Below are 22,343 nucleotides of genomic sequence, written 5' to 3'. Positions count from 1 at the left end.
ATCCCTTTCGGATGAAGCAACTCTTTTTTACAGCGTGGCTTTTTCTGCTTCGTACACTGGTTGCCCTTCGACGACAGTCATGACAAGACGGTTGTGCAGGATGTCTTCCCCACTCAATTTAAAGAAATCTTCATCCCATACTGTGAAGTTGGCATTGTAGCTTTGAACCAATAGCCCGTTTCTTCCGTGCGTCCCTGTAGCAACATGAGGCGAATATGTGAAGCTTCGAAGAGCTTCATACATCGAAAGACGTTCACTCGGATTTAGCGTGCTCGACCCGTGAAACGATTGTCGCATCACCGCTCCAAACAATCCCTTTCGAACGTCAACAGATGAAATCGGCGCGTCACTTCCTCCTAACACCAATGCTCCCGTATCGAGTAAAGACTTGAATCGATAGACATCATGCACACGCTCATTGCCCAACCGCTCGAACAGCATGTCCAAATCATCCGATAAAAATACCGGCTGTGCATCAATCAAAACAGGCAATGATTTGATTCGGTTGATCAATGAGTCATTCAATAAAGAGGCATGGATAATTCGATCTCGTGTCCCTTTTCTGGCTGGGTACTTCTCAAGCAGGCCGACAAATTGCTCGACCGCCGCATCACCGATCACATGCGCTGCCACATTCATCCCGTATGTTCGTGCTTTTTTCACAAGTGCCTCGAGATGATCTGGTCGATGCACTTCAATTCCTCGTTGACTCCGATCATCCGCATAAGGTGAAGATAACAGAGCGGTGCGTCCACCGAACGAACCGTCGACAAAGAGTTTCATCGCACCGAAGTCAAACCGCTTCCGACGCGTCATCGCATCTTGCTGGATGACACGATCCACCACCTGTTCGTGAACGAGAAGGTGTGCTTGAAACGGAAGTTCATCCAGTACATCTTCGTACGCTTGAATCGTTTCGAGCGGATCTCCATGATAGAACAAGTCTTCCGTATGGGCGCCAACGATTCCATGTGCGAATAATGAATCGATTGCCCGGCGAAGAGAAGCGGCATTTTTCTTACGATTCCCACTCAATTCTTTATATAAGAGATCTAGTGCAGCATCATATAGGACGCCATTTAATTTACCTTCTTCACCTCGCCCAAGTTTTCCACCTTCGATCACCGTATGGTGGATCAGTCCAAGTCGTTCAAGTCCTTTCGAGTTCACGACGGCTACGTGACGACAGACACGCTTCAACACGACAGGACGGTCGTCAATCACTTCATCAATCATCTCGCGTGTCGGCATGTCACCGAGCAGACGATCATCAAACCCTTCTGCGACGATCCAATCGTCGTCCGACCCTCGTTGCTTCATCGTTTCAAGTAATTCTCGAAGATCCGTCGCTTCACTCGCATCGACACGGTCGAGCGCTTCGCCGTATCCGACAAGGTGAATATGTGAATCGGTAAAGGCCGGATACACACTCTTTCCTTCCAAATTCACAATCTCCTCGATGCGACCCGCATATGTACGTCGGAGATGTCCCTCGTCCCCCATCTTCAAGACGCGTCCATGCTCAATAAACATGGCACGTTCCATCTCACCTGGTTTATTCAATGTGTAGATGTTCCCGTTGACCCATAGTGTACCCATCTGACGATTCCTCCTTGATTGAAAAAAGATTGACGTCTACGTTTTTCCCGTTTCCGTCAATCTTCATGCATCGTTTATTTTTTTAGCAATTCCTGCTGTTCTAACCCTTTATCCACACGTTGACGAATTTCATTGGCTCCGTTCTCATCGAATCGACCGAGCACCCGCTCACCGATTTCGACTGCAGTGCCATACTCTCCATGCAAGAACTTGTTTTCCGCAAGCGTCAAGGCGATATGGACCTCGTTGTCACGGCGACGGAAGCGGTTTGCATATTGGAGCAACTGTTCCGCATACGTCACTTGACGAATCAGTGCATGGACACGGTCACGGAAGTTATCCATCATCTCTTCGACATCATGGCTAAGCCCGACGATATACGTCATGTTGAACGGTGCCTTGTCAAACTGTTCGTCTAACGACTGGACACCTTTTTGGAGCTGACGTAAGTCGTTTGACAAATCATTCGGAACAACCGGCATCGCACTTTTCGCTAACAGGCGACGATGCCCAGACAATTCTTTTTTCTTCGTTTCTAACTTGTGACGGACCTCAAGCTCTTCTTTACGTAATGAATTCGTATCCTCAATGAAACGCTCATGCATGGCACTGAATTGGTCAAGTGACCGTTTCGCTTCCTGCACTTTGGATTTGATCATACTAAACGGTAACATTTGCGCGACGAGAGCTTGTTCAATATCAAGTACATTCGCCGTGAGAGTCGTTCGTTCACGTTCTAATTGTTCGAACTCTTCTCCGACGCGTGCATTGATTTCATAGTTGCTTATAAGTCGAGACATTTCCGTCTGTAAGTGATTCATGATTTCGGCAGATTGCAATTCGCGCTCTTGTATCGTCGCAAATTCTTTTTTCACGTATTGGCGGGCATCGACCTCTGTTCGGAATGCTTCGAATAATTGATCGATATCCGAGCTCAACTGTTGCATGTCCTCTTCAAAATGATCAAATTCCAAGCGTTCGATTCGAGCCATCAACTCTTCTCGACGATCTTCCGCTTGATCGATTTCTTCCATTAATCCAAGTGGTTCAAGCGCATACCCGTCCATTTGCATTTCTTTATGTCCAGCCCGGAGTTGTTGAAGTTGTTGTTTCAGTTCCACTTGAACCGTACGTACAAATTGCGGAATAATCCGAATCAGTTCACGGATGTGTCCTACTTGATTCGATAAGGCTTGTCCGGTTTCAAATGCTTCAGAAACTTGACCGACCTGCTTTAAGTTGATCATCTCACTGCGTTTCGCCTCGGCAGCGGCAATCTCTTGTTCCACCAATGCATAGGTTGGTCCGAACGCATGGTTTTGTGAATTCAATGTCTTGCGGAACTGATACAACTCTTTCTCATCCTGCTTCACAATGTTCATAAGCGAGGTGTGATGCGTCGTAAATTCATCCATCTCATCGAGCATGGCGTGTACCATCGTCTCGAGCTCTTCAATGAGTTGTTCAGTTGCATTCAAGTCAGCTTTGACTTTCATGAAACGATATTTATCCAAGTCTTCCTCAGCCCGGTATAACGCTTCATCGATTTGACCTGCATGTACACTTACTAACTCATCCCAAGATTGATGCCAACGATCAAACTTTTCTTTTGTTTCCCCTTCCATCGGCCACTGTTTGAATTTCTGGAGTTCGACGGGTATGCTCGCACTGAGCACACTTTGTTTCCTCATATCCAAGTCGTCAATTTTTTGGTAAAAATTCCTTCGAATGAGCATACTCCCCAACATGCCGCCTAATACGACGACGATGATTCCAATGATTAATCCATAAATTCCGTAATCCATCTTTGTCACAACCTCCAAGCCGCTTTCGTGGACTTATGTACATTTATATTAAAAAAAGAAGTATTTTATAAGAATAGATATACCTAATCATATTATAGAACCAACGATTTGCATAGGTTTTCCAATGGTTTCAGTGGAGATTGTTCATTTTTTCGGAACTTTCTAACAAGACAAATCTTAAATTTGCGTGTACCATAATGCTAAATTCTAAAAACACGAAAGATGGAGGGGAATTTATATGTTCCAAACGACATCGTACTCAGGTGATTTGACAGCCGGTTACGAACTATTAAACAAGCAACTCGCCGCATTATTAGAGGGCGAAACAAATACAGTGGCCAACCTTGCCAACGCCAGCGCTTTACTCAACCAATTTTTAGATCGGATCAACTGGGTCGGATTCTACGTGACTGATTCTGAAGACAGTCTAATCTTAGGACCATTCCAGGGACTCCCGGCTTGCGTTCACATCGCGTTCGGTAAAGGGGTTTGTGGAACTGCGGCAGCTACACAAGAAACACAGCTCGTGGCCGATGTTCATCAATTCCCTGGTCATATCGCATGTGATGCGGCTTCGAATTCTGAAATCGTCGTCCCTCTCGTACGTGACGGGAAAACAATCGGCGTGCTCGATATCGACAGCCCGGAGTTCGACCGTTTCTCAGAAATCGACCGTCAAGGACTCGAACGTTTTTGCGAAACACTTCTTCGCTATATTTGATTGACAAGAGATGGTATTCATCGTATACTCATCTTTGTGCATGAAATGACGATAGCAGTCACAGACAAACGTATCCACCTTTCGGGCCTCGACTTTTGTCGGAGGGGCATCTCGTAGCTTCGCTATCAAGTGAAGGTGCTTGCACCTAGAAAGGGGCGTTACTCGTCTTTGACACCGTTGTTCTTTTGTGCAAAATACATGAACAACAAGGAGGAGTCCAATCATGGCTCGTTACACAGGTCCAGCTTGGAAACTCTCGCGTCGCTTAGGCATCTCGCTTAGCGAAACGGGTAAAGAATTAGCAAAACGTCCTTACGCACCAGGTCAACACGGAAATGGTCGTAAGAAAATCTCAGAATACGGTCTTCAGCTTCAAGCGAAGCAAGCACTTCGTCACATGTACGGAGTGAACGAGAAGCAATTCCGCCGCATCTTCAACGATGCTGGTAAAATGCCAGGCATCCACGGTGAGAACTTCATGTTCTTGCTCGAATCACGCCTTGACAACCTCGTTTACCGTTTCGGCCTCGCTCGCACACGTCGTGGAGCACGCCAACTCGTCAACCACGGTCACATCACTGTTGATGGATCACGCGTTGACATCGCGTCTTACCGCGTAAAACCAGGTCAAGTTATCGCTGTTCGTGAAAAGTCGAAAAACGTAAAAGCAATCGCTGAAGCACTTGAAGTAGCACCAGCTACAAAAGACTTCGTATCGTTTGACGCTGAGAAACTCGAAGGTACATTCGTACGTCTCCCAGAACGCGCTGAACTCAACGACCAAATCAAAGAGCAACTCATCGTCGAGTACTACTCACGTTAATGCTTTTTATCCCCTTCTTCACGAAGGGGATTTTTTTTTTTTTTCAAAATCTCTTGCCGAATGCGTCCCATTTGCGTATCGAGGGCATCCGCCATGAGTGACGCTTCAATCAGCTCTTCTTTCGATGATTCTGGCACGGCATGTTGATATTTGTACTGAAGCTTATGTTCCGTTGCCGCCCAAAAGTCCATGGCGAGTGTCCGAATCTGAATCTCCGCAGGCACCCAGATGATTCGTTCTGCCAAGTAGACTTTCGTTTTCACGATGAGATGTAAGCTCCGATACCCGCTCGGTTTTGGATGTTTGATGTAATCTTTGATTTCGATGATATCTAAATCATCTCGCGCCTCTAGATGACGTAAGATTTCATAAATATCGTCGCGGAAGCTCGTAACAATCCGAATGCCCGCCACATCGTGCACATGTTCCCAAAGCGCCGAAACTTCCAAAGGCAAGTCTTTCCGTTTCATCTTGCGCACGATGGACGGCAATGTCTTCATTCTCGTCTTCACATGTTCAATCGGTGAATACCCGAGTCTCGTCTGCCAGTCCAAGTCGATGATCCCGAGATCGCTCTCAAGTTCCGTGATCGCCATTTCATAATAACGAAAGTGTTCGCGCCATTGATGGAACTGCTCACCGAAAAATTCTTCTATCTCCATCGTCATCCCTCCTATCTTCCCATTTTAGCAAATCCGAACCGCAAGTCATGTATAAAAAAAGTCCATTCCTCAACAAATGAGGAACGGACATCGTGATTATATGTGACGAATCACAAAGTATTTCTTCTTACCACGGCGAATGATGGTGAATTCACCGAGCGTGTCTTCGCGCGTAATCATTTTATCGAGCGCTTGTTCACGTTCGCCGTTCAAGTAAATCGCTCCGTTCGTCACATCTTCACGTGCCTGACGTTTCGATGGTGAGATCTTCGCTTCGACGAGGAGGTCGACAAGGTTGCGTTCACCGTCAAGTTCGAATTGCGGCATGCCTTTAAACGCATCTTCCATATCTTCCGGTTGAAGCGACGTCAAATCTCCGCTAAAGAACGCTTTTGTGATGCGCTCCGCTTGTTCAAGTCCTGCTTCACCGTGGACAAGCTTTGTCATCTCTTCTGCGAGTCGGCGCTGTGCCACGCGCTTTTCAGGCGCTTCTGTCACTTCGGCTGCAAGTGCCTCAATCTCTTCATGCGACATGAACGTGAAGTATTTGATGAACTTGATGACATCTGCATCGTCGACGTTGATCCAGAACTGGTAGAACTCATATGGCGACGTCTTATCCGCATCTAACCAAACCGCACCGCCCGCTGTCTTCCCGAACTTTTGTCCGTCCGACTTTGTGACGAGTGGCACGGTGAGACCGAACGCTTTTTTTGAGTGACCAAAGCGACGAATCAATTCAAGACCTGCCGTGATGTTCCCCCATTGATCACTTCCACCGACTTGAAGACGACATTTCTCTGTCTCGTATAGTTTCAAGAAGTCGTAAGATTGGAGCAACATGTAAGAGAACTCTGTGTACGAGATCCCGTTCTCCATACGTGAATCGACAGAGTCTTTCGCAAGCATGTAACTGATCGGGAAGTGCTTCCCAATGTCGCGAAGGAAGTCGATGATTGACATCTCTTCCGTCCATTCGTAGTTGTTGCGAATCGTGATCGGGTTCTCCCCTTCAAGTGGAAGGAATCGGCTCAACTGATCCTTAATGCGATCGGAGAAGAGCTTGACCGTATCCAACGTGTTTAGTGAACGTTCATCCGAACGACCAGACGGGTCACCAATCATCCCTGTCGCCCCACCGACGAGCGCGATGACCTGATGGCCGGCCTGCTGGAAACGTTTCAGCGTCAAGATCGGGAGCAAGTGCCCGATGTGAAGCGAGTCCGCCGTCGGATCAAATCCCGTGTATAACGTCGTCGGTTGTTTGAGTTGTTCTTTTAATCCTTCTTCATCTGTCATTTGGTTGACAAGTCCTCGAAACTCTAAATCGTTTAATAGTTCCATTTGTTCCACTCCTTCGATTGACATAAAAAAACGTCCCTTCTCATATGAGAAGGGACGGAGATTCCGCGGTACCACCCTACTTGTCGCAATTTGCGACCGCTTGAGCGAGAGATAACGGTCTCGAACCGGCCCGAAGGCACGCTCTAAAAGTGTAATTCATCGATTGACATTGGCTAGTTCACAGCAACCACTAGCTTTCTGGACAAGAGGCCCGTCGACTACTTCGCTTTCTTCACAGCGTCATTATCTTGTTGACTATGCTATTCATTTTATAAGCATCGTTTTCAACTTGTCAACTCTTACAATGAAACTTGCACGAGACTTCGGTTTCGAGGTAAGGTGTAGGTTGAATTGTGCTATAATCGAATATATTACTGTCTAAAATAGTTTTACACCATATTTAAGGAGGCTGTCATGCTGCAGAAGATTCGAGACTTATGGAATAATCCGACGTCATTGAAAGTACGTCGTTATGCCAATGTTATGTATGATGTGTCGTGGAACGTCCTACTCCTGACCATCATTTCTGTTGTACTCATCGGGTTTTTAGGTGCTGGAATTGGTGTCGGATATTTCGCGTCACTCGTCAAAGATATGCCGACCCCGGCTTATAAAACGATGACTGCGCAAATCAATACGTATACATCGACTTCCAATATTTACTTCGGAAGCGGGGAGCGCATCGGGAACTATACGACCGATGAGGTACGAATCCCGATTCCAGTAGAAAAAGTTTCTCCATACGTTGTCGATGCACTACTTGCGACGGAAGATGTCGAATTCTATGAGCACGATGGCGTCGTTCCAAAAGCGACGTTACGCGCTATTTTACAAGAAGCAACAGGATCTGAAGATCGCACGGGTGGTTCAACGTTGACGCAACAATTGATTAAAAACCAAATGTTGACGAACGAAGTATCTTTCGAACGGAAAGCAAAAGAAATATTACTCGCCCTTCGTCTAGAGAAGGCGATGGACAAAGATGAAATTTTAAACGCCTATCTGAACGTCGTCTCATTCGGACGTAACTCGATGGGACGTAACATTTCAGGGATTGAGGCCGCCGCTCGCGGTGTGTTCAATACTTCGGCAGAGAAATTGACACTTCCACAAGCCGCTTTCCTTGCCGGTATCCCAAAAAACCCATTCTTCTACACACCTTACTATCAAGGTGGCGTCATCAAAGAGGACGTATCGGGTGCGGTTAACCGAATGAAAACGGTATTGAACCGCATGTACGTTGCAGGAAAGATCACGAAAGAAGAATATGATGCCGCTTATAACTACGACATCACGCAAGACTTCATGCAGACTCAGACGAAGCCTCGCGACAAATATCCGTACGTGGTAGACGAAGCAGAACTTCAAGCACGCCAAATCGTAACGGATTATCTATTGGAGCAAGATGGAATTGAAATCAATGAGTTGAGCTCGGAGGAACAGGACTCTGTCCGTTCGACTTATGCGAAGCGTGCTCATAACATGTTGCGTCAAGGTGGGTTCAACATCCGTTTGACATTGGATAAAGAAATTCACGAAGCGATGCAACAACCGGCTAAAAACGCTGGCAACTTCGGACCGAATCAAACGATTAAAGATGAGAACCGCACACTTCCTGAACAAACCTCTTCTGTCATGATTGAGAATAAGACCGGGAAAGTACTCGGATTCGTCGGAGGTCGCTACATCAATGGCAAGACCGACGATTTGAACCGTGCTTTCTGGGCAGAACGTCAAATCGGATCGACTGCAAAACCGATTCTTGTCTATTCAAATGCGATTGAAGCTGGCATGATTACACCTGCCACTCAAATCATTGACGAGGAGTATTTCTATAAGTTTACTGGTCCGGGACAACCGAAGAAACAAGTTCAAAACGAAGGGAAAACGTATCGCGGTGCTGTCACAGTACGCGATGCGCTCAAGCTCTCCTTGAACGTTCCGGCTGTTAAGATTTATGAAGAACGTAATCAAAAACCTGCTGATACGCAGAAATTAGTCGACATGGGGATTCCGGTATCTGAAGGAAACCGTTATGCTTCAGCGATGGCACTCGGTACCGGGGAAGTCAAGCCAATCGATTTGGCCGCCTCTTATGCGATGCTAGCAAATTACGGTGAACACGTGGAGCCGTACTTCATCCAAGAAATCGAATATCAAGGTGAAGTCATTTACGAAGCGAAGCCGAAGAAAACGCGTATTTTCACAGAACGTACCTCTTATCTCGTGGTGGATATGCTCCGCGACGTCTACACGTCAGGTACTGCGACATATGCACAATCATTGCTCAGCGTTCCTGGCGATTGGATGGGTAAAACCGGTACAACGAACGATCAACGTGATTCGTACTTGGTCGGGTCGAACCCGAACGTTACACTCGCTGTCTGGTCAGGTTATGATTCACAACGCCTCTCAATGCTAGATGGTTGGGATTATGGACGTTACTATCAACGGACACAGCGCATCTGGTCGCAAACGATGAATCGTGTCTATGCGGATGACCCAGAAGCTCTAGGCGTCAGCGCACGCTTCTCACAACCTTCAACCGTCACTTCGAAAGACTTCCAAGACTCAGGTTCATTCTCTGAGAAGAAGAAAGTAAAAAAGAAAGAAAAAGAAGAGGAAGAGAAGAAGAAAGAAGAAGAGGCCAAGAAAGAGGCCGAAGAAGCAAAGAAAGAAGCTGAGGAGAAGAAACAAGAGGCTGCTGCCGATGCTGCCGCTAAGAAAAAGGCTGAAGAAGAAGCTAAACAAAAAGCAGACGACGAAGCAAAGAAAAAAGCTGAGGAAGACGCGAAGAAGAAAGCTGAAGAAGAGGCTAAACAAGAAGCCGAACAACAAGCTGAAGAAGAAGCAGATGCTGATGCTAACGGTGAATAAACAAAGGGTCGACACACGATGTGTCGACCCTTTGTTTATCTTAATCTTCCATTGTCGAGAGGTCACCTGTTTCAAGATTCAATTCCCAAGCCTTCAAGACGCGACGCATGATCTTCCCACTTCGCGTTTTCGGCAACTTGTCCTTGAATTCGATTTCACGTGGTGCCGCATGCGCAGCCAATCCTTCTTTGACGAACTGCTGGATTTCTTGTTTTAACTCATCAGACGGTTCATAACCTTTACGTAGCGCAATGAACGCTTTGATGATTTCGCCTCGGACCGGGTCCGGTTTTCCGATGACACCCGCTTCAGCCACAGCCGGATGTTCCACGAGTCGACTTTCCACTTCAAACGGTCCGACCCGTTCTCCTGCTGTCATGATGACGTCGTCGACCCGACCTTGGAACCAGAAATAGCCGTCTTCGTCCATATAAGCAGAATCACCTGACACATACCAATCTCCCCAGAAGTAACTCTCATACTTCGCATCGTTCTTCCAAATCTTCCGCATCATCGACGGCCAAGGCGTCTTGAGTGCCAAGTTCCCCATTCGGTGTGGTGGAAGTGGTTGACCCCGGTCATCCAAAATAGCCGCTTCGCAACCTGGGATCGGTTTCCCCATTGAGCCCGGTTTGATGTCCATCGTCGGATAGTTACAAATCATCATCGCACCGGTTTCTGTCATCCACCACGTATCATGGATTCGAAGATCAAATGCTTCGTGTCCCCAACGAATGACTTCTGGATTTAGCGGCTCACCGACGGATAAAATATGACGAAGTGAAGACAAATCATACTTCTCAAACGCTTCGTCGCCAGCGCCCATGAGCATGCGGAACGCCGTCGGGGCACTATACCAAACTGTCACGCCAAACCGTTCAATGACCGAATACCAAAATTCAGGATTGAAGCGTCCACCAACGATGACGTTTGTCGCACCATTTAAGAAAGGCGCAAAAATACCGTAGCTCGTCCCCGTCACCCATCCAGGGTCAGCCGTGCACCAGTAAATATCATCCGGTTGAAGATCGAGTACCCATTTGCCGGTCATCATATGTTGAATCATCGCATTATGGACGTGGAGAACCCCTTTTGGTTTTCCTGTTGAGCCCGATGTATAGTGTAAAATCAGACCGTCTTCACGGTCGACCCACGTCAATTCGAGATCTGTCGTCGCATCGTTCGCCAGTTTACGATAATCGAGCACCTTTTCCGACTCTTCGACATCGTCCCCAACGAGTAGAATTGTCTCTAAATGAGGCAACTGATCGACCGGAATGCGCGGCAACAGTTCTTTCGTCGTCACAATCACTTTCGCTTCCGAGTCGAGCAAACGGTCGTGAACCGCCTGTTCCATGAACGCCTCAAACAATGGACCGACGATGGCCCCTCGTTTGATTGCACCGAGCAAAATAAAATAAAGTTCTGGCTGACGTGGCATAAAGATAAAGACGCGGTCGCCTTTCTCCACACCAATCGACTTCAGAACATTACCAGAACGATTACTTTCTTTCTTCATATCCGCATACGTGTACCGCTCTTCTCGATCCCCATCGAAATAAAGCAGTGCCACTTTTGTCGCCAATTCACTTTCCGCATGGCGATCGATGGCTTCATATGCCAAATTGACTTTCCCCGTCAAATTCCATGAAAACAATGCTTCTGCTTGTGTCCATTCAAACGACTGACAAGCCTCTTCATACGACGCTAATTGATGTTCCCCTGTTAACGCTTTCAATTTTTCCATCGCTAAAGATTCGCCTCCCCTGTAAAGATTGGTATAACCACTTTCAGTATAGTGTTAAAATTATGACAAATCAATGAATTTCCAATTTCATCAAAACAGGATGATTCCAGCTTGATGAAAGCGCTATAATAAGAGATGGAAAAGGTGGTGACCCTATGGAAAAACAATATCATTCAAAAGTGTGGCAGACCTCACAAGGTGACGTCACGATTGATGGTCCGGTGGCGCCTGACGTGTTACGGACGTATCGTCTTGATGAAGGATTGACAGCTTTTCGTGAACCGGAAGATCAGCACGAAGCACTCGTCGATATTGCTGGGTTAAAAGAAGGAAGAATCATCGTCGCCAGGCAAGACGATCTCGTGATTGGATACGTGACTTTCCTCTATCCTGACCCGTATGAGCGTTGGAGTGAAGGAAAAGACCCATACATCCTTGAACTCGGGGCAATCGAGGTGAGTCCTCGCTTCCGTGGTCAACGAATCGGGAAACAATTACTCGAAGTATCGATGATGGACCCACATATGGATGACTTTTTGATTTTGACGACCGAATATTATTGGCACTGGGATTTGAAAGGTAGTGGACTCTCGATTTGGGATTATCGAAAAGTCATGGAGAAGATGATGAATCACGGTGGACTTGTTTTCTTCCCGACAGACGATCCTGAGATTGCCTCCCATCCTGCCAACTGTTTGATGGCTCGTATCGGAAAAAACGTACGACAAGAATCGATCGACCATTTTGACTCACTTCGTCTTCGCCGACGATTTATGTACGACTAAGGAGGGATTTCATGTTAATCGAACAGATGATGAATCGACATGTCGTGACGATTCAACCGACCAATACGATTGCCCATGCCGCAAAATTAATGCGTGAACATCGTGTCCGACATTTGATTGTGACAAATCCCGCTCGACAAGTCGTCGGGATTGTCGGCCAATTCGAGATGAGTGGTGCGACGAGCGTCTTTCATCCCGAAAGTGAAAACGCAGACTTTCAAAACCCTGTATCGAGCATCATGCGATCCGAGGTACCGACAGCGCATCCATTCGATTTCTTTGAAGATGCAGCTGCGTTATTTTACGAAAACCGGCTAACCTGTCTCCCTATCGTCGAACAAGGGAAACTCGTCGGTGTATTGACAGAGACCGATTTATTACGTTACTTCGTGCAATTGACAGGCGCACTCGAACCGAGTTCGCAAATTGAAATTCTCGTCGAAAATACGAAAGGCACACTCGAAAAAGTGACCCGACTCCTCGCCAAAACAAACGTCAATATCATCAACGTCTTCGTTCATCCGACGAGCGATCCGTATAAACGTATCATCTCTTTCCGCGTCCAGACGATGAACCCGCTCCGAATCATCGAACGGTTGAAACGTGAAGGGTATGATGTCCTCGGTCCGGAGATGTCACGATGAGACCGATTTACATATTTGGCGAAGACGAGACGTCTTATCGCTTTCATGAGGATCACCCGTTCAATCCGTTACGACTGGAATTGACGACATCCCTTCTGATTGCAGCCGGAAAACTCTCCAAATCGGAATGTGTGTCTCCTCCACTCGCTTCGGTTGAAGCGTTAGCGCTCGTTCATGACTTTGACTACATCGAAGCCGTCCAAGCTGCGGCGGCAGGAGAACTTTCTACGCTGAAAGCGAATAAGTTTGGTCTCGGTACGGAAGACACTCCCATCTTTCCGACGATACACGAGGGAGCCGCACGGCTTGTCGGTGGGACGATTCATGCGCTCGATCTAGTTGCGAGCGGCAAAGCAGAGCGAGCCTTCCATGTTGGGGGCGGTCTACATCATGGAATGCGGCGCAAAGCATCAGGATTTTGCGTCTATAACGATGCGGCCGTCGCCATCGCACATGTGAGAAAACAATACGGGTCGCGCGTTCTCTATGTAGATACGGATGCGCATCATGGGGACGGGGTCCAATGGCTCTTCTATGACGATGATGATGTGATGACTTTATCCATACACGAGACAGGTCGCTATCTCTTCCCGGGTACCGGAATGGTGACAGAGCGAGGGAATGGGAAAGGATACGGCTATAGTTGGAACGTACCAGTCGATGCGTTCACCCAAGATGACTCATTTTTGACGTGCTATGAGACCGTATTACGTGAAGCGTGCGAATGGTTCAAACCTGATATCATCCTGACTCAGAATGGTGCGGATGCCCATGTCTTTGATCCACTCACCCATCTCGCATCAACGATACGGACGTTCGAACAGATTCCCCAAATCGCTTCACGTATGGCAGACGAGTATACCGATGGTCGTCTCGTCGCACTTGGTGGCGGCGGCTATGACTGGTATCGAGCCGTTCCTCGCGCCTGGGCACAAGTGTGGGCCGGTCTGACGAGAGAGACACCCTATGCCGGAGATATCCCGACCGAGTGGATTGAGCAATGGTCCGATGTCGCTGGTCAACCGTTACCCACTCGGTGGGACGACTCTCTTTACGCGTTTGATCATATCCCGCGGCGTCAACAAATTGAAGAAAAGAATTGGGAAGTCACGAAGCGTGCCTTTTGGCCGTTCATCTCGAATGATCGAAAATCGATTTATTTATAAATAAAGCTGCCCGTTCATCTCAAAAATGGATGAACGGGCAGCTTTTCTTTTAGTCCTGACGAAGCGAGTCACGGCGTTCGATTCGGTGAGGAAGCACGACGTTTTTCTCTTCGATTTCTTCCGCGTTCAAAATCTTAGTCAAGAGACGCATCGCGACGGCTCCGATATCGTACATCGGTTGAACGACCGTCGTCAACTTCGGACGAATCATCGTCGCGAGGCGCGTGTTATCGTGACCGACGACTTCGAAATCGTTTGGAACAGAGTAACCTGCATCTTGAATCGCATGGATGACCCCAAGTGCCATTTCATCCGTCCCTGCGAAGATGGCTTTCGGACAATCGTCACGTTGCAACATTTTTTGCATCGCCTCGAGACCAGACGCATACGTATAATTTCCGAGAATCATATCGTTCTCATGGAAAGGAAGACCTGCATCTTCAAGAGCACGGCGGTAACCGGCAAATTTCTTCTCGCCATTGATTTGTTGCTCGAGTGGTCCAGTGATGAATCCAACACGGTCATGTCCGTGGTTGATCAACATCTGAGTCGCGTCATACGCCGCTTGCTCATAATCGATATTGACAGCCGGGAGATCATATCCTTGGTTCAATGTCGCTGCGAGAACAATTGGAACTGGTGATTTTTTGAACTCTTCCACGAGATCTTCATGCAAACGTCCACCCATGAAGATGATACCGTCCACTTGTTTACCTAATAGCGTATTGAGTAAATGGACTTCCTTGTCACGACTCGAATCTGAGTTACCAAGGATGATGTTGTATTTATACATCGTCGCCACGTCTTCGATACCTCGCGCCAAGTCGGCAAAGAAGATGTTCGAGATATCCGGTACGATGACACCGACCGTTGTCGTTTTCTTGCTTGCTAGTCCACGTGCGACGGCGTTCGGACGATAACCAAGACGGTCAATCGCATCCTGTACTTTCTTGCGTGTTGTCGGTTTGACGTTCGGGTTTCCGTTGACGACACGAGAGACGGTCGCCATCGACACCCCGGCTTCTCGTGCCACATCATAGATTGTTACGTTGTTACTATTCATAAACTACTCCTCCTACAAGAACTGATTTTCAAAAAGTTTTCATAAAACGTCTTAAAAAAGGAAGACAGGTATCTGTCATCCATTTACCCTGTCTTCATGCGATATAAAACGTTTCCATTTGGAAAGCTTACTTTTTCACCAAATCAAGTTGGGGAAACTGGACCGTGAGTCCTTCCACAAATTGATCGAATTGATCGAAGTCCAATTGTTGTTGCGCGTCCGAGAGGGCGATCGCCGGATTCGGGTGCACTTCTACCATCACACCGTCAGCTCCGATTGCAAGGGCCGCTTTTGCAGCTGGCAACAATAAATCACGACGACCGGTCGAATGCGTGACGTCTACCATAACAGGCAGATGCGTCTCTTGCTTCAAAATCGGCACAGCGGTAATGTCCAACGTATTGCGTGTCGCACGTTCATACGTTCGAATTCCCCGCTCGCACAAGATGACTTGGCTGTTCCCGCTCGCCATAATGTACTCTGCCGCATAAATGAACTCTTCGATTGTAGCGGATAATCCGCGCTTCAACAAGACCGGTTTGTCTGTCTTCCCAACTTCTTTTAACAAATCGAAGTTCTGCATGTTGCGAGCTCCGACTTGAATGATGTCAACATACGGTAACGCCGATTCCACTGCGCCAGGAGTCATGATTTCTGTGATGACTCGTAGGTCATGTCGGTCAGCTGCCGTCTTTAACAGTTTCAATCCCTCAAAACCTAAGCCTTGAAAATCGTAAGGTGACGTACGCGGTTTATAAGCACCGCCTCGCATGATTTTAACACCAGACAATGCAAGCTTTTCTGCGACCGCATTCACTTGTTCGAAAGACTCTACGGCACATGGTCCTGCAATCAATTGTGGACGGCCGTTTCCGATCGTCACATCTTTCATATGGACCAACGTGTCTTCCGGTTGACGTTTACGCGAAACGAGAAGCGTTTTATCTCGATCTTCTCCTTGTAATTCAGCAGACGCTTTAAAGACTTCTTTAAAGATATGTTGAAGACGTGACGTTTCAAACGGCCCTTGGTTTGATGCGGCAATAAAATCAAGCATCTCTCGCTCTCGGACCGGATCATAACGTTCGACACCTTGAAGACGTTTAATTTTTCCAATTTCGACGGCAAGTGTACCGCGCCGACTAAGCAAGTCGAGCATTTCATGGTTCAATTCATCCATTTCTCGACGTAATCGATTCAATTGATCTTGTGGACTCATAGTTTCCCTCTCATTCCTAAGCCGTTCTTTCCAGATTCCTAATTATATCGAACTTTGTGCGCTTTGTCATAAGGAAACCTTCTACGTCACAAAAAAAAACAAAAAAAGGACCGAATCCATTCGGTCCTTACGAATTACTCATTTTTTTTTATGTCTTTCTTTAAATCTTCTAGTTCTTCTTTCGATTCCTCGTCGAGCAACTCATTGACAGGTGCTTCGAGCGAATCGTCAGACTCTGAATCCGATGCGTTCGATGGCTTTTCTTCTTCAGCCGCGCGGTCCATCTGTTCCTTCACTTCCGATTCTGCTTCCGCAACGAGTTGATCTGCTTTTTCCATCGCCTCTTCAATCGAAAGCTCATCTTCATCGATTTGTTGCTTCAATTCTGCAGCTTCGCGTGCCTTATCTTTTACGATATTGAGGACAGGTGCCGCCTTATCGCTCGCCACTTTAATCCATTCCCCGACGACCGGTTCTGCTTTCTCACGCATCTCTTTCGATTTGACAGTCAGACGCTCTCGCGATGTTGACGTCTTCTCATCAAGGTACGTCCGGACTTCACGTCCGTTTTTTGGAGACGTCAATAACGCGACTGCCGCTCCAACAATCCCTCCGAGAATGACACCCGTCAAAAATCCGCTACTTGATTGATTCTGTTCTGTTGATTGCTTTTGGTCTGTCATGTGTGAGTTCCTCCCCGAGATTAACTTATTTGATCGTATCATCCGTTTGAATCAAATCAGGTGATACAGGTGTTTCTGCTTTCTTCTCGCGTCGTGTGCGACGACGTGGACGTTCTTTTGTAGTAGAAGATTCAGGTTTGTTCTTCTTGAACAATTCGACCGCAACCGATCCCCATCGGACTGCTTGCGCAATCTGTTCTTTGTTTTCGTCCGCTGCCGAATGGACAGAAGTCGAGACGGTACGAACAGACTCGGTTACCTCGTTCAATGATGTCCCTAGCTCATCAAGCGCATGAGCGACAGGTGCGAGCAATTCTGTTTTTTCTTCGACGTTGTCTACGAGACGGTTCGTCTTATGTAAGAGCGCCGTCACTTCCATCGTGATTCCATCGAGCTGGCGTTCTAAATTTTCGGTCGTATTGGCGACGCTTCCGAGTGTACGATTTACATTCGACAAGACACGCGCCAAGAAGATGACGAGTACGACAAACGCGAGCGCCGCAATTAGCCCAGCGATGCCTCCTAATGTGATCTCCATTCAATCCATTCCTCCTATTCAATCGTTTCTTGTTTCATTATAGCACCATTATGACTGAAAAGATTTGCTACAACCGTTTTCGCCATTCGGTCTGATTATTCCTTTACCCGTTTTTGTGTTTTCGATTACACTAAAATAGAAATAAATAAAAAAAATTAGGGGTGATCGTGTGAGAGATCCAAGAATTACACAATTAGCTGACGGTTTAATCAATTATTCCGTCAAGCTACAACCGGGGGAAAAGGTATTAATTGAGAACTTCGGCGTCGAAGAGTCGCTCGTTGAAGCACTCGTCGAAAAGGCATACGAAGCAGGGGGACATCCTTTCGTTCTCTTAAAAGAGAGCCGTATCTTACGTAAGTTGTATACAGGCGCAAGCCGTGAACAACTCGAACTGATGGCCGACATCGAACGTAAACAGATGCAAGCAATGGATGCCTACATCGGCTTACGTGCTGGTGATAACATTAACGAGTTGTCAGACGTTCCAAACGAACAGCAAAAACTTGTCGGTGCCACACTTGGGAAAATGCATACCGAAGACCGTGTTAAAGGAACGAAATGGGTCGTTCTCCGCTATCCATCCCCATCGATGGCGCAACTCGCTGGAAAATCGACAGAAGCGTTCGAAGACTTCTATTTCAATGTCTGTACAAACGATTACGGAAAAATGGACCGTGCGATGGATGCGCTAGTCGAGTTAATGAATAAGACAGATCGCGTGACATTGAAAGGACCAGGTACCGATCTTTCATTCTCGATTTTAGACATCCCAGCCATCAAGTGTTCTGGTCAGATGAACATTCCGGACGGTGAAGTGTTCACAGCACCGGTCAAAGACTCGGTCAATGGTGTCATCACATACAATACGCCATCTCCATATCAAGGCTTCACGTTCGAGAATGTGAAGTTGACGTTTAAAGACGGGAAGATTGTAGATGCGACAGCGAACGATACAGAACGGATCAATGAGGTGTTCAACACGGATGAAGGTGCGCGTTATGTCGGTGAGTTCGCCATCGGTGTGAACCCATACATCCAACATCCAATGAAGGATATTCTCTTCGATGAGAAAATTGATGGAAGCTTCCATTTCACACCTGGTCAAGCGTATGATGAGGCTTATAACGGCAACAACTCATCTGTCCACTGGGATCTCGTCAACATCCAGCGCCCGGATTACGGTGGCGGCGAAATCTGGTTCGACGATTTGCTCATCCGAAAAGATGGACGTTTCGTCATCGATGCGTTGCTTCCGCTCAATCCAGAAAACTTGAAATAATATAAAGAATGGTGCGCCTTTTTCAGGTGCACCATTCTTTATATTTATAATTTTGTTTTCTTCCCGAGGGCGGCAGACATCATCCAAATTTCTTTTTCGAGTCGCTCGATATGAGAAACGAATGTATCTTCAATCGCCTCATCGCCGTCCTCAAATTTCTCCATCGCATCTTGCATCTCTTGACGGATTTGTTTGAAGTCACTGATGATATCTTTGATCATCTGATCTGTCTCGGCATGACGATCGCCTTCTTTTAACGTTGAATGTTCGAGATACTCTTTCATCGTCGCAAATGGTTCGCCGTCATTCATAAGGAGTCGTTCTGCCACATCATCGTAGAGTTCTGCCACTAAATTATAGAGTTCTTCTAGTTTTTCATGATACGTGAAGAAATGCGGTCCACTAATATACCAGTGATAATTATGAAGTTTTACAAACAGCAATCCATAGTTCGCTACTTCTTTGTTTAAGGTGTTGAGTGCAACTTGACTAGCCATTCCTAACATCTCCTTTGTCATATTCATCGATACTACTATTACCGAGATTTTGGATAACTAAACATAAAAAAGAGAGACTTTCGTCTCCCTTTCACACTTACGCTTCAAGTTTTACAACTTCTTCATATTCGCGCTGATACGTTTGAATATCACCGGCACCCATGAATAAGAGCACGGCATCGGCATGGTTGCGTAACACGTTTGTACCACCACGTTTTAAGATATGTGCTCCTTCGATTCGTGATTGAAGGTCTTCGATGGTGACCGTCCCTTCTTGCTCACGTGCTGAACCGAAAATATCACATAAATAGACAGTGTCTGCTTCGGCCAATGCCGTCGCAAAGTCGTCCATGAATGATTTCAAGCGTGTATACGTATGTGGTTGGAAGATTGCAACGACTTCTCGATTGCCATACTTTTTCCGAGCTGCTTCTACCGTTGCACTAATCTCACGCGGATGATGCGCATAGTCATCGACAAGCACTTGATCGTTTAACATCGATTCACTGAATCGGCGTTTTACACCGTTGAACGTTTCAAGACGTTCTTTTACCAATTCTTTCGGCAAGTTCTCGTAGTCACATGTCGCAATGACGGCAAGCGCATTCAACACGCTGTGGTCTCCATATCCAGGAATCCGGAATGTCCCGTAGAAGTCATCACGTAAAAAGACATCAAATGTCGTTCCATTTTCTGTCGATGTGACCTGTTCAGCACGGAAATCATTGTGCGTCCCGAAACCGTAATAGACGAGCGGCACGTTTGCTTGGATGTGTTGAAGATTTTCATCATCGCCACAAGCAATGATTCCTTTCTTCACTTGTTTCGCCATTTCTTGGAATGCGTCAATGACATCATCAAGACCAGAGAAATAGTCCGAATGGTCAAAGTCGATATTCGTCATAATCGCGTAGTCTGGACGGTAGTATAAGAAATGTCGTTTGTACTCACAAGCTTCGAAGACAAAGTTCTTCGAATCCGCCACTCCCTCTCCCGTTCCATCGCCGATTAAGAACGATGTCGGTTCGATTCCACGCATGACGTGTGCAAGTAATCCCGTCGTTGACGTTTTCCCGTGCGACCCAGTGATGGCGACGCTCGTGTAATGGTTCGCGAGTTCACCTAAAAACTCGTAATACTTATAAATCGTCAATCCGAGTTCACGTGCACGCACGATTTCTGGATGATCATCACTGAACGCGTTTCCTTGTACAACGATTTGGTCTTCCGAAATATTTTCAGGATCGAATGGCAAAATTTCAATCCCTTTACGGTTCAATGCTTCTTCTGTAAAAAATGCTTTTTCAACGTCCGATCCACGGACCTCATTGTTCATATCAAATAAAATTTGAGCTAAAGGACTCATGCCCGTTCCTTTAATTCCGACGAAGTGATAACGGTTCATCTGTAAATAGCCCCCCTAATTCATTGCGGCTCGTCAAAATGCGACAAACCTTTGTCATTATAGCAAAACTCACAGAATCGTGCTATTACAGATTATTGTTTTTTTGTGCAAGTCGTCGGCTACGGTACATCGCCATCCGATCTTTTGGCGTCATCATCACATTCACAGGCGGTTGATCCGCTTTAAATGAGACTTGAACCGCTGGTGTCAAATCTGTGTCAGAAGGCATTCCTTTCTGTTCAGATGGTGTTTGTAATGTTTCTGCAATCTGCTCGATCGACGGACCAATTTGTTCCGCCAATCCATCAATATCTAGGTCAGTTTGAGGAGTGGCATCTTGTTGAGCCTCCACGACTGTCTCCTTTTTTGAACGAGATAAATCTGTTGATTGCATAAAAACAGATGAAAAGCCATTATCAAGAATCGAAACTTCACCAAGAATCGATTTGTCTTCAATTTCAATTTCCCCGGAAATCAGCTCGTTGGACTCTTCACTCCATTCAGGTTCAGAGACGGTTTCAGTAGATGACTCTCGGTTCAGCTCTTCCGTCGCAGAATGAGTAGATTCCATCGCTGAATCATACGCATCTCTCGTTTCAGGAGAGTGTTCGACCGGAAGGACAATCTTTGGTTTCGGACGAGCATATCCATAAATCGGTGACGGGACGTCTGACGGAATAAATTCCTCGGTTACCTCTACCTTTGGCGGAGGGGAACCTTTTTGTCCTTCTTTCGACAGTTCTCGTTTGATTCGCTCTGCTTGTTGCTTCAGTGAACGTTCATATGCATCCATACTTGATTCCTCGCTTTTTCACTCAATCCATATTTAACAAAAAATCGGTCGAATTTAGCGACCGATTTTAAATGCTGTACCTACTTCATATTCGTCATCTAATACTAAAATTCCTTTTTTTTTTTGGGCGTTCGGAAGGTTTAATTCACGGGCAGAACAAATCATCCCGTGTGAACTTTCACCACGGAGTGCAGATGGACGGATAATCAAACCAGTCGGCATAACCGCACCCGGTTTTGCGACAACGACTTTTTGTCCGGTTGCTACATTAGGTGCGCCACATACAATCTGAACAGTCCCTTGGTCGATTTGAACTTGGCAGATCGACAATTTGTGAGCGTCCGGGTGCTTCACTGCGCTTTCGACATAACCTACGACAAACTTCGGTGTCACGTCAACCCACGAAAAGTCCTCTTCAATCCCGTTGTCATTCAAGATGCTTTGCAACTGTTCCACTAATCCTACTGTCAACTCAACCGGACCATTCCATCCTGTCACATCAACATGTTGACTCGCTTGAAACAGGTTGTACCCGTTCACTTCCCCGTCTGCTGACTTGACGATTGCCACATCTCCCGTCCGCTCGACAGATTGATGATGTCTTTCTCCTTCTTTCAACAACACCATGAGTACATCACCGATTCCTTCTCGGTTGTAAAACACATTCATTTGCATACGTTCCTACGTCCC

General features: G+C 46.6%; 20 protein-coding genes and 1 other annotated feature. Of the genes, 7 read left to right on the top strand and 13 right to left on the bottom strand.

Annotated elements, in window-relative coordinates:
* Nucleotides 1-27: 27 nt before the first annotated feature.
* Complete coding sequence (locus BBB58_RS07370; RefSeq protein ID WP_074036492.1) at nt 28-1,599, bottom strand: amidohydrolase; 1,572 nt, start codon at nt 1,597-1,599, stop codon at nt 28-30.
* A 74-nt stretch (nt 1,600-1,673) separates the two neighbouring features.
* Nucleotides 1,674-3,404, bottom strand: a complete 1,731-nt coding sequence (gene ezrA / locus BBB58_RS07365; protein ID WP_074036490.1) for a septation ring formation regulator EzrA — start codon at nt 3,402-3,404, stop codon at nt 1,674-1,676.
* Between the two features lie 238 nt (nt 3,405-3,642).
* Here ezrA and BBB58_RS07360 point away from each other — a divergent pair, with 238 nt between their 5' ends.
* Both BBB58_RS07360 and rpsD read left to right on the top strand, forming a co-directional pair.
* The gene (locus tag BBB58_RS07360) at nt 3,643-4,125 is read left to right on the top strand and encodes a free L-methionine (R)-S-oxide reductase MsrC (protein ID WP_012726740.1); all 483 of its coding nucleotides are present in this window, start codon (nt 3,643-3,645) and stop codon (nt 4,123-4,125) included.
* 223 nt (nt 4,126-4,348) lie between these two features.
* Complete coding sequence (rpsD, locus tag BBB58_RS07355) at nt 4,349-4,948, top strand: 30S ribosomal protein S4 (RefSeq protein WP_031423120.1); 600 nt, start codon at nt 4,349-4,351, stop codon at nt 4,946-4,948.
* Here the strand turns inward: rpsD and BBB58_RS07350 are convergent.
* Nucleotides 4,945-5,610 (bottom strand): GTP pyrophosphokinase, encoded by a 666-nt coding sequence (locus BBB58_RS07350; RefSeq protein WP_074036489.1) that lies wholly within the window; start codon nt 5,608-5,610, stop codon nt 4,945-4,947. The two genes, rpsD and BBB58_RS07350, sit on opposite strands and share 4 nt — an antisense overlap.
* Before the next feature lie 96 nt (nt 5,611-5,706).
* Nucleotides 5,707-6,954 carry a tyrosine--tRNA ligase gene (tyrS, locus tag BBB58_RS07345; RefSeq protein ID WP_074036488.1) on the bottom strand — a complete coding sequence of 416 codons (1,248 nt, stop codon included), beginning with the start codon at nt 6,952-6,954 and terminating at the stop codon, nt 5,707-5,709.
* 47 nt (nt 6,955-7,001) lie between these two features.
* Nucleotides 7,002-7,199: a binding site (T-box leader), on the bottom strand.
* Between the two features lie 169 nt (nt 7,200-7,368).
* On the opposite strand from tyrS, the gene BBB58_RS07340 reads away from it, so the two are divergent.
* Nucleotides 7,369-9,831: a transglycosylase domain-containing protein gene (locus BBB58_RS07340; protein WP_074036487.1), complete on the top strand. Its 2,463-nt coding sequence runs from the start codon at nt 7,369-7,371 to the stop codon at nt 9,829-9,831.
* Between the two features lie 40 nt (nt 9,832-9,871).
* Here BBB58_RS07340 and acsA read toward each other — a convergent pair whose 3' ends face one another.
* A complete protein-coding gene (acsA, locus tag BBB58_RS07335; RefSeq protein WP_074036486.1) occupies nt 9,872-11,578 on the bottom strand; it encodes an acetate--CoA ligase in 1,707 nt (568 codons plus the stop codon).
* A gap of 155 nt (nt 11,579-11,733) precedes the next feature.
* On the opposite strand from acsA, the gene BBB58_RS07330 reads away from it, so the two are divergent.
* From BBB58_RS07330 to BBB58_RS07320, 3 genes are read left to right on the top strand one after another with little or no spacing between them, the layout of a single operon-like run.
* On the top strand, nt 11,734-12,363 hold the full coding sequence (locus BBB58_RS07330; protein WP_074036484.1) for a GNAT family N-acetyltransferase: 630 nt from the start codon (nt 11,734-11,736) through the stop codon (nt 12,361-12,363).
* Between the two features lie 11 nt (nt 12,364-12,374).
* Nucleotides 12,375-13,007 carry an acetoin utilization AcuB family protein gene (locus BBB58_RS07325; protein WP_074036483.1) on the top strand — a complete coding sequence of 211 codons (633 nt, stop codon included), beginning with the start codon at nt 12,375-12,377 and terminating at the stop codon, nt 13,005-13,007.
* Nucleotides 13,004-14,173 (top strand): acetoin utilization protein AcuC, encoded by a 1,170-nt coding sequence (locus tag BBB58_RS07320; protein ID WP_074036482.1) that lies wholly within the window; start codon nt 13,004-13,006, stop codon nt 14,171-14,173. The genes BBB58_RS07325 and BBB58_RS07320 overlap by 4 nt, the downstream gene beginning before the upstream one ends.
* A gap of 49 nt (nt 14,174-14,222) precedes the next feature.
* On the opposite strand, the gene ccpA is transcribed toward BBB58_RS07320, so the two are convergent.
* The 4 genes from ccpA to BBB58_RS07300 form a co-directional block, all read right to left on the bottom strand.
* On the bottom strand, nt 14,223-15,236 hold the full coding sequence (gene ccpA, locus BBB58_RS07315) for a catabolite control protein A (protein WP_074036481.1): 1,014 nt from the start codon (nt 15,234-15,236) through the stop codon (nt 14,223-14,225).
* Nucleotides 15,237-15,363: 127 nt separating this feature from the next.
* Nucleotides 15,364-16,455, bottom strand: a complete 1,092-nt coding sequence (locus BBB58_RS07310; protein ID WP_074036479.1) for a bifunctional 3-deoxy-7-phosphoheptulonate synthase/chorismate mutase — start codon at nt 16,453-16,455, stop codon at nt 15,364-15,366.
* A gap of 134 nt (nt 16,456-16,589) precedes the next feature.
* Entirely contained in the window at nt 16,590-17,138 is a 549-nt protein-coding gene (locus tag BBB58_RS07305) for a YtxH domain-containing protein (protein WP_074036478.1), read from the bottom strand.
* 25 nt (nt 17,139-17,163) lie between these two features.
* Entirely contained in the window at nt 17,164-17,676 is a 513-nt protein-coding gene (locus tag BBB58_RS07300) for a DUF948 domain-containing protein (protein ID WP_074036477.1), read from the bottom strand.
* Between the two features lie 169 nt (nt 17,677-17,845).
* Here BBB58_RS07300 and BBB58_RS07295 point away from each other — a divergent pair, with 169 nt between their 5' ends.
* Nucleotides 17,846-18,958: an aminopeptidase gene (locus BBB58_RS07295; protein ID WP_074036476.1), complete on the top strand. Its 1,113-nt coding sequence runs from the start codon at nt 17,846-17,848 to the stop codon at nt 18,956-18,958.
* Between the two features lie 44 nt (nt 18,959-19,002).
* Here the strand turns inward: BBB58_RS07295 and BBB58_RS07290 are convergent, their stop codons facing one another.
* The 4 genes from BBB58_RS07290 to ytpR form a co-directional block, all read right to left on the bottom strand.
* On the bottom strand, nt 19,003-19,455 hold the full coding sequence (locus BBB58_RS07290; RefSeq protein WP_012726754.1) for a Dps family protein: 453 nt from the start codon (nt 19,453-19,455) through the stop codon (nt 19,003-19,005).
* Between the two features lie 97 nt (nt 19,456-19,552).
* Entirely contained in the window at nt 19,553-20,860 is a 1,308-nt protein-coding gene (gene murC, locus BBB58_RS07285) for a UDP-N-acetylmuramate--L-alanine ligase (protein WP_074036474.1), read from the bottom strand.
* Nucleotides 20,861-20,945: 85 nt separating this feature from the next.
* A complete protein-coding gene (locus BBB58_RS07280; protein WP_074036472.1) occupies nt 20,946-21,653 on the bottom strand; it encodes a hypothetical protein in 708 nt (235 codons plus the stop codon).
* A 54-nt stretch (nt 21,654-21,707) separates the two neighbouring features.
* Complete coding sequence (ytpR, locus tag BBB58_RS07275; protein ID WP_074037901.1) at nt 21,708-22,322, bottom strand: YtpR family tRNA-binding protein; 615 nt, start codon at nt 22,320-22,322, stop codon at nt 21,708-21,710.
* Nucleotides 22,323-22,343: the final 21 nt, after the last annotated feature.

Source organism: Exiguobacterium profundum, from assembly GCF_001909285.1.
Lineage (GTDB): Bacteria > Bacillota > Bacilli > Exiguobacteriales > Exiguobacteriaceae > Exiguobacterium > Exiguobacterium profundum.
The sequence above is the reverse complement of the archived record's forward strand: the minus strand, read 5'-3'. Positions and strand labels throughout refer to the sequence as shown.

What these genes read in the sequence shown, in the direction of transcription:
- BBB58_RS07305 (WP_074036478.1), bottom strand. Translation starts at nt 17,138, where the DNA reads ATGACAGACCAAAAGCAATCAACAGAACAGAATCAATCAAGTAGCGGA.
- BBB58_RS07360 (WP_012726740.1), top strand. Translation starts at nt 3,643, where the DNA reads ATGTTCCAAACGACATCGTACTCAGGTGATTTGACAGCCGGTTACGAA.
- BBB58_RS07330 (WP_074036484.1), top strand. Translation starts at nt 11,734, where the DNA reads ATGGAAAAACAATATCATTCAAAAGTGTGGCAGACCTCACAAGGTGAC.
- BBB58_RS07290 (WP_012726754.1), bottom strand. Translation starts at nt 19,455, where the DNA reads ATGGCTAGTCAAGTTGCACTCAACACCTTAAACAAAGAAGTAGCGAAC.
- rpsD (WP_031423120.1), top strand. Translation starts at nt 4,349, where the DNA reads ATGGCTCGTTACACAGGTCCAGCTTGGAAACTCTCGCGTCGCTTAGGC.
- ezrA (WP_074036490.1), bottom strand. Translation starts at nt 3,404, where the DNA reads ATGGATTACGGAATTTATGGATTAATCATTGGAATCATCGTCGTCGTA.
- BBB58_RS07350 (WP_074036489.1), bottom strand. Translation starts at nt 5,610, where the DNA reads ATGGAGATAGAAGAATTTTTCGGTGAGCAGTTCCATCAATGGCGCGAA.
- ccpA (WP_074036481.1), bottom strand. Translation starts at nt 15,236, where the DNA reads ATGAATAGTAACAACGTAACAATCTATGATGTGGCACGAGAAGCCGGG.
- BBB58_RS07340 (WP_074036487.1), top strand. Translation starts at nt 7,369, where the DNA reads ATGCTGCAGAAGATTCGAGACTTATGGAATAATCCGACGTCATTGAAA.
- acsA (WP_074036486.1), bottom strand. Translation starts at nt 11,578, where the DNA reads ATGGAAAAATTGAAAGCGTTAACAGGGGAACATCAATTAGCGTCGTAT.
- BBB58_RS07310 (WP_074036479.1), bottom strand. Translation starts at nt 16,455, where the DNA reads ATGAGTCCACAAGATCAATTGAATCGATTACGTCGAGAAATGGATGAA.
- BBB58_RS07370 (WP_074036492.1), bottom strand. Translation starts at nt 1,599, where the DNA reads ATGGGTACACTATGGGTCAACGGGAACATCTACACATTGAATAAACCA.
- murC (WP_074036474.1), bottom strand. Translation starts at nt 20,860, where the DNA reads ATGAACCGTTATCACTTCGTCGGAATTAAAGGAACGGGCATGAGTCCT.
- ytpR (WP_074037901.1), bottom strand. Translation starts at nt 22,322, where the DNA reads ATGAATGTGTTTTACAACCGAGAAGGAATCGGTGATGTACTCATGGTG.
- BBB58_RS07300 (WP_074036477.1), bottom strand. Translation starts at nt 17,676, where the DNA reads ATGGAGATCACATTAGGAGGCATCGCTGGGCTAATTGCGGCGCTCGCG.
- BBB58_RS07280 (WP_074036472.1), bottom strand. Translation starts at nt 21,653, where the DNA reads ATGGATGCATATGAACGTTCACTGAAGCAACAAGCAGAGCGAATCAAA.
- BBB58_RS07325 (WP_074036483.1), top strand. Translation starts at nt 12,375, where the DNA reads ATGTTAATCGAACAGATGATGAATCGACATGTCGTGACGATTCAACCG.
- BBB58_RS07320 (WP_074036482.1), top strand. Translation starts at nt 13,004, where the DNA reads ATGAGACCGATTTACATATTTGGCGAAGACGAGACGTCTTATCGCTTT.
- tyrS (WP_074036488.1), bottom strand. Translation starts at nt 6,954, where the DNA reads ATGGAACTATTAAACGATTTAGAGTTTCGAGGACTTGTCAACCAAATG.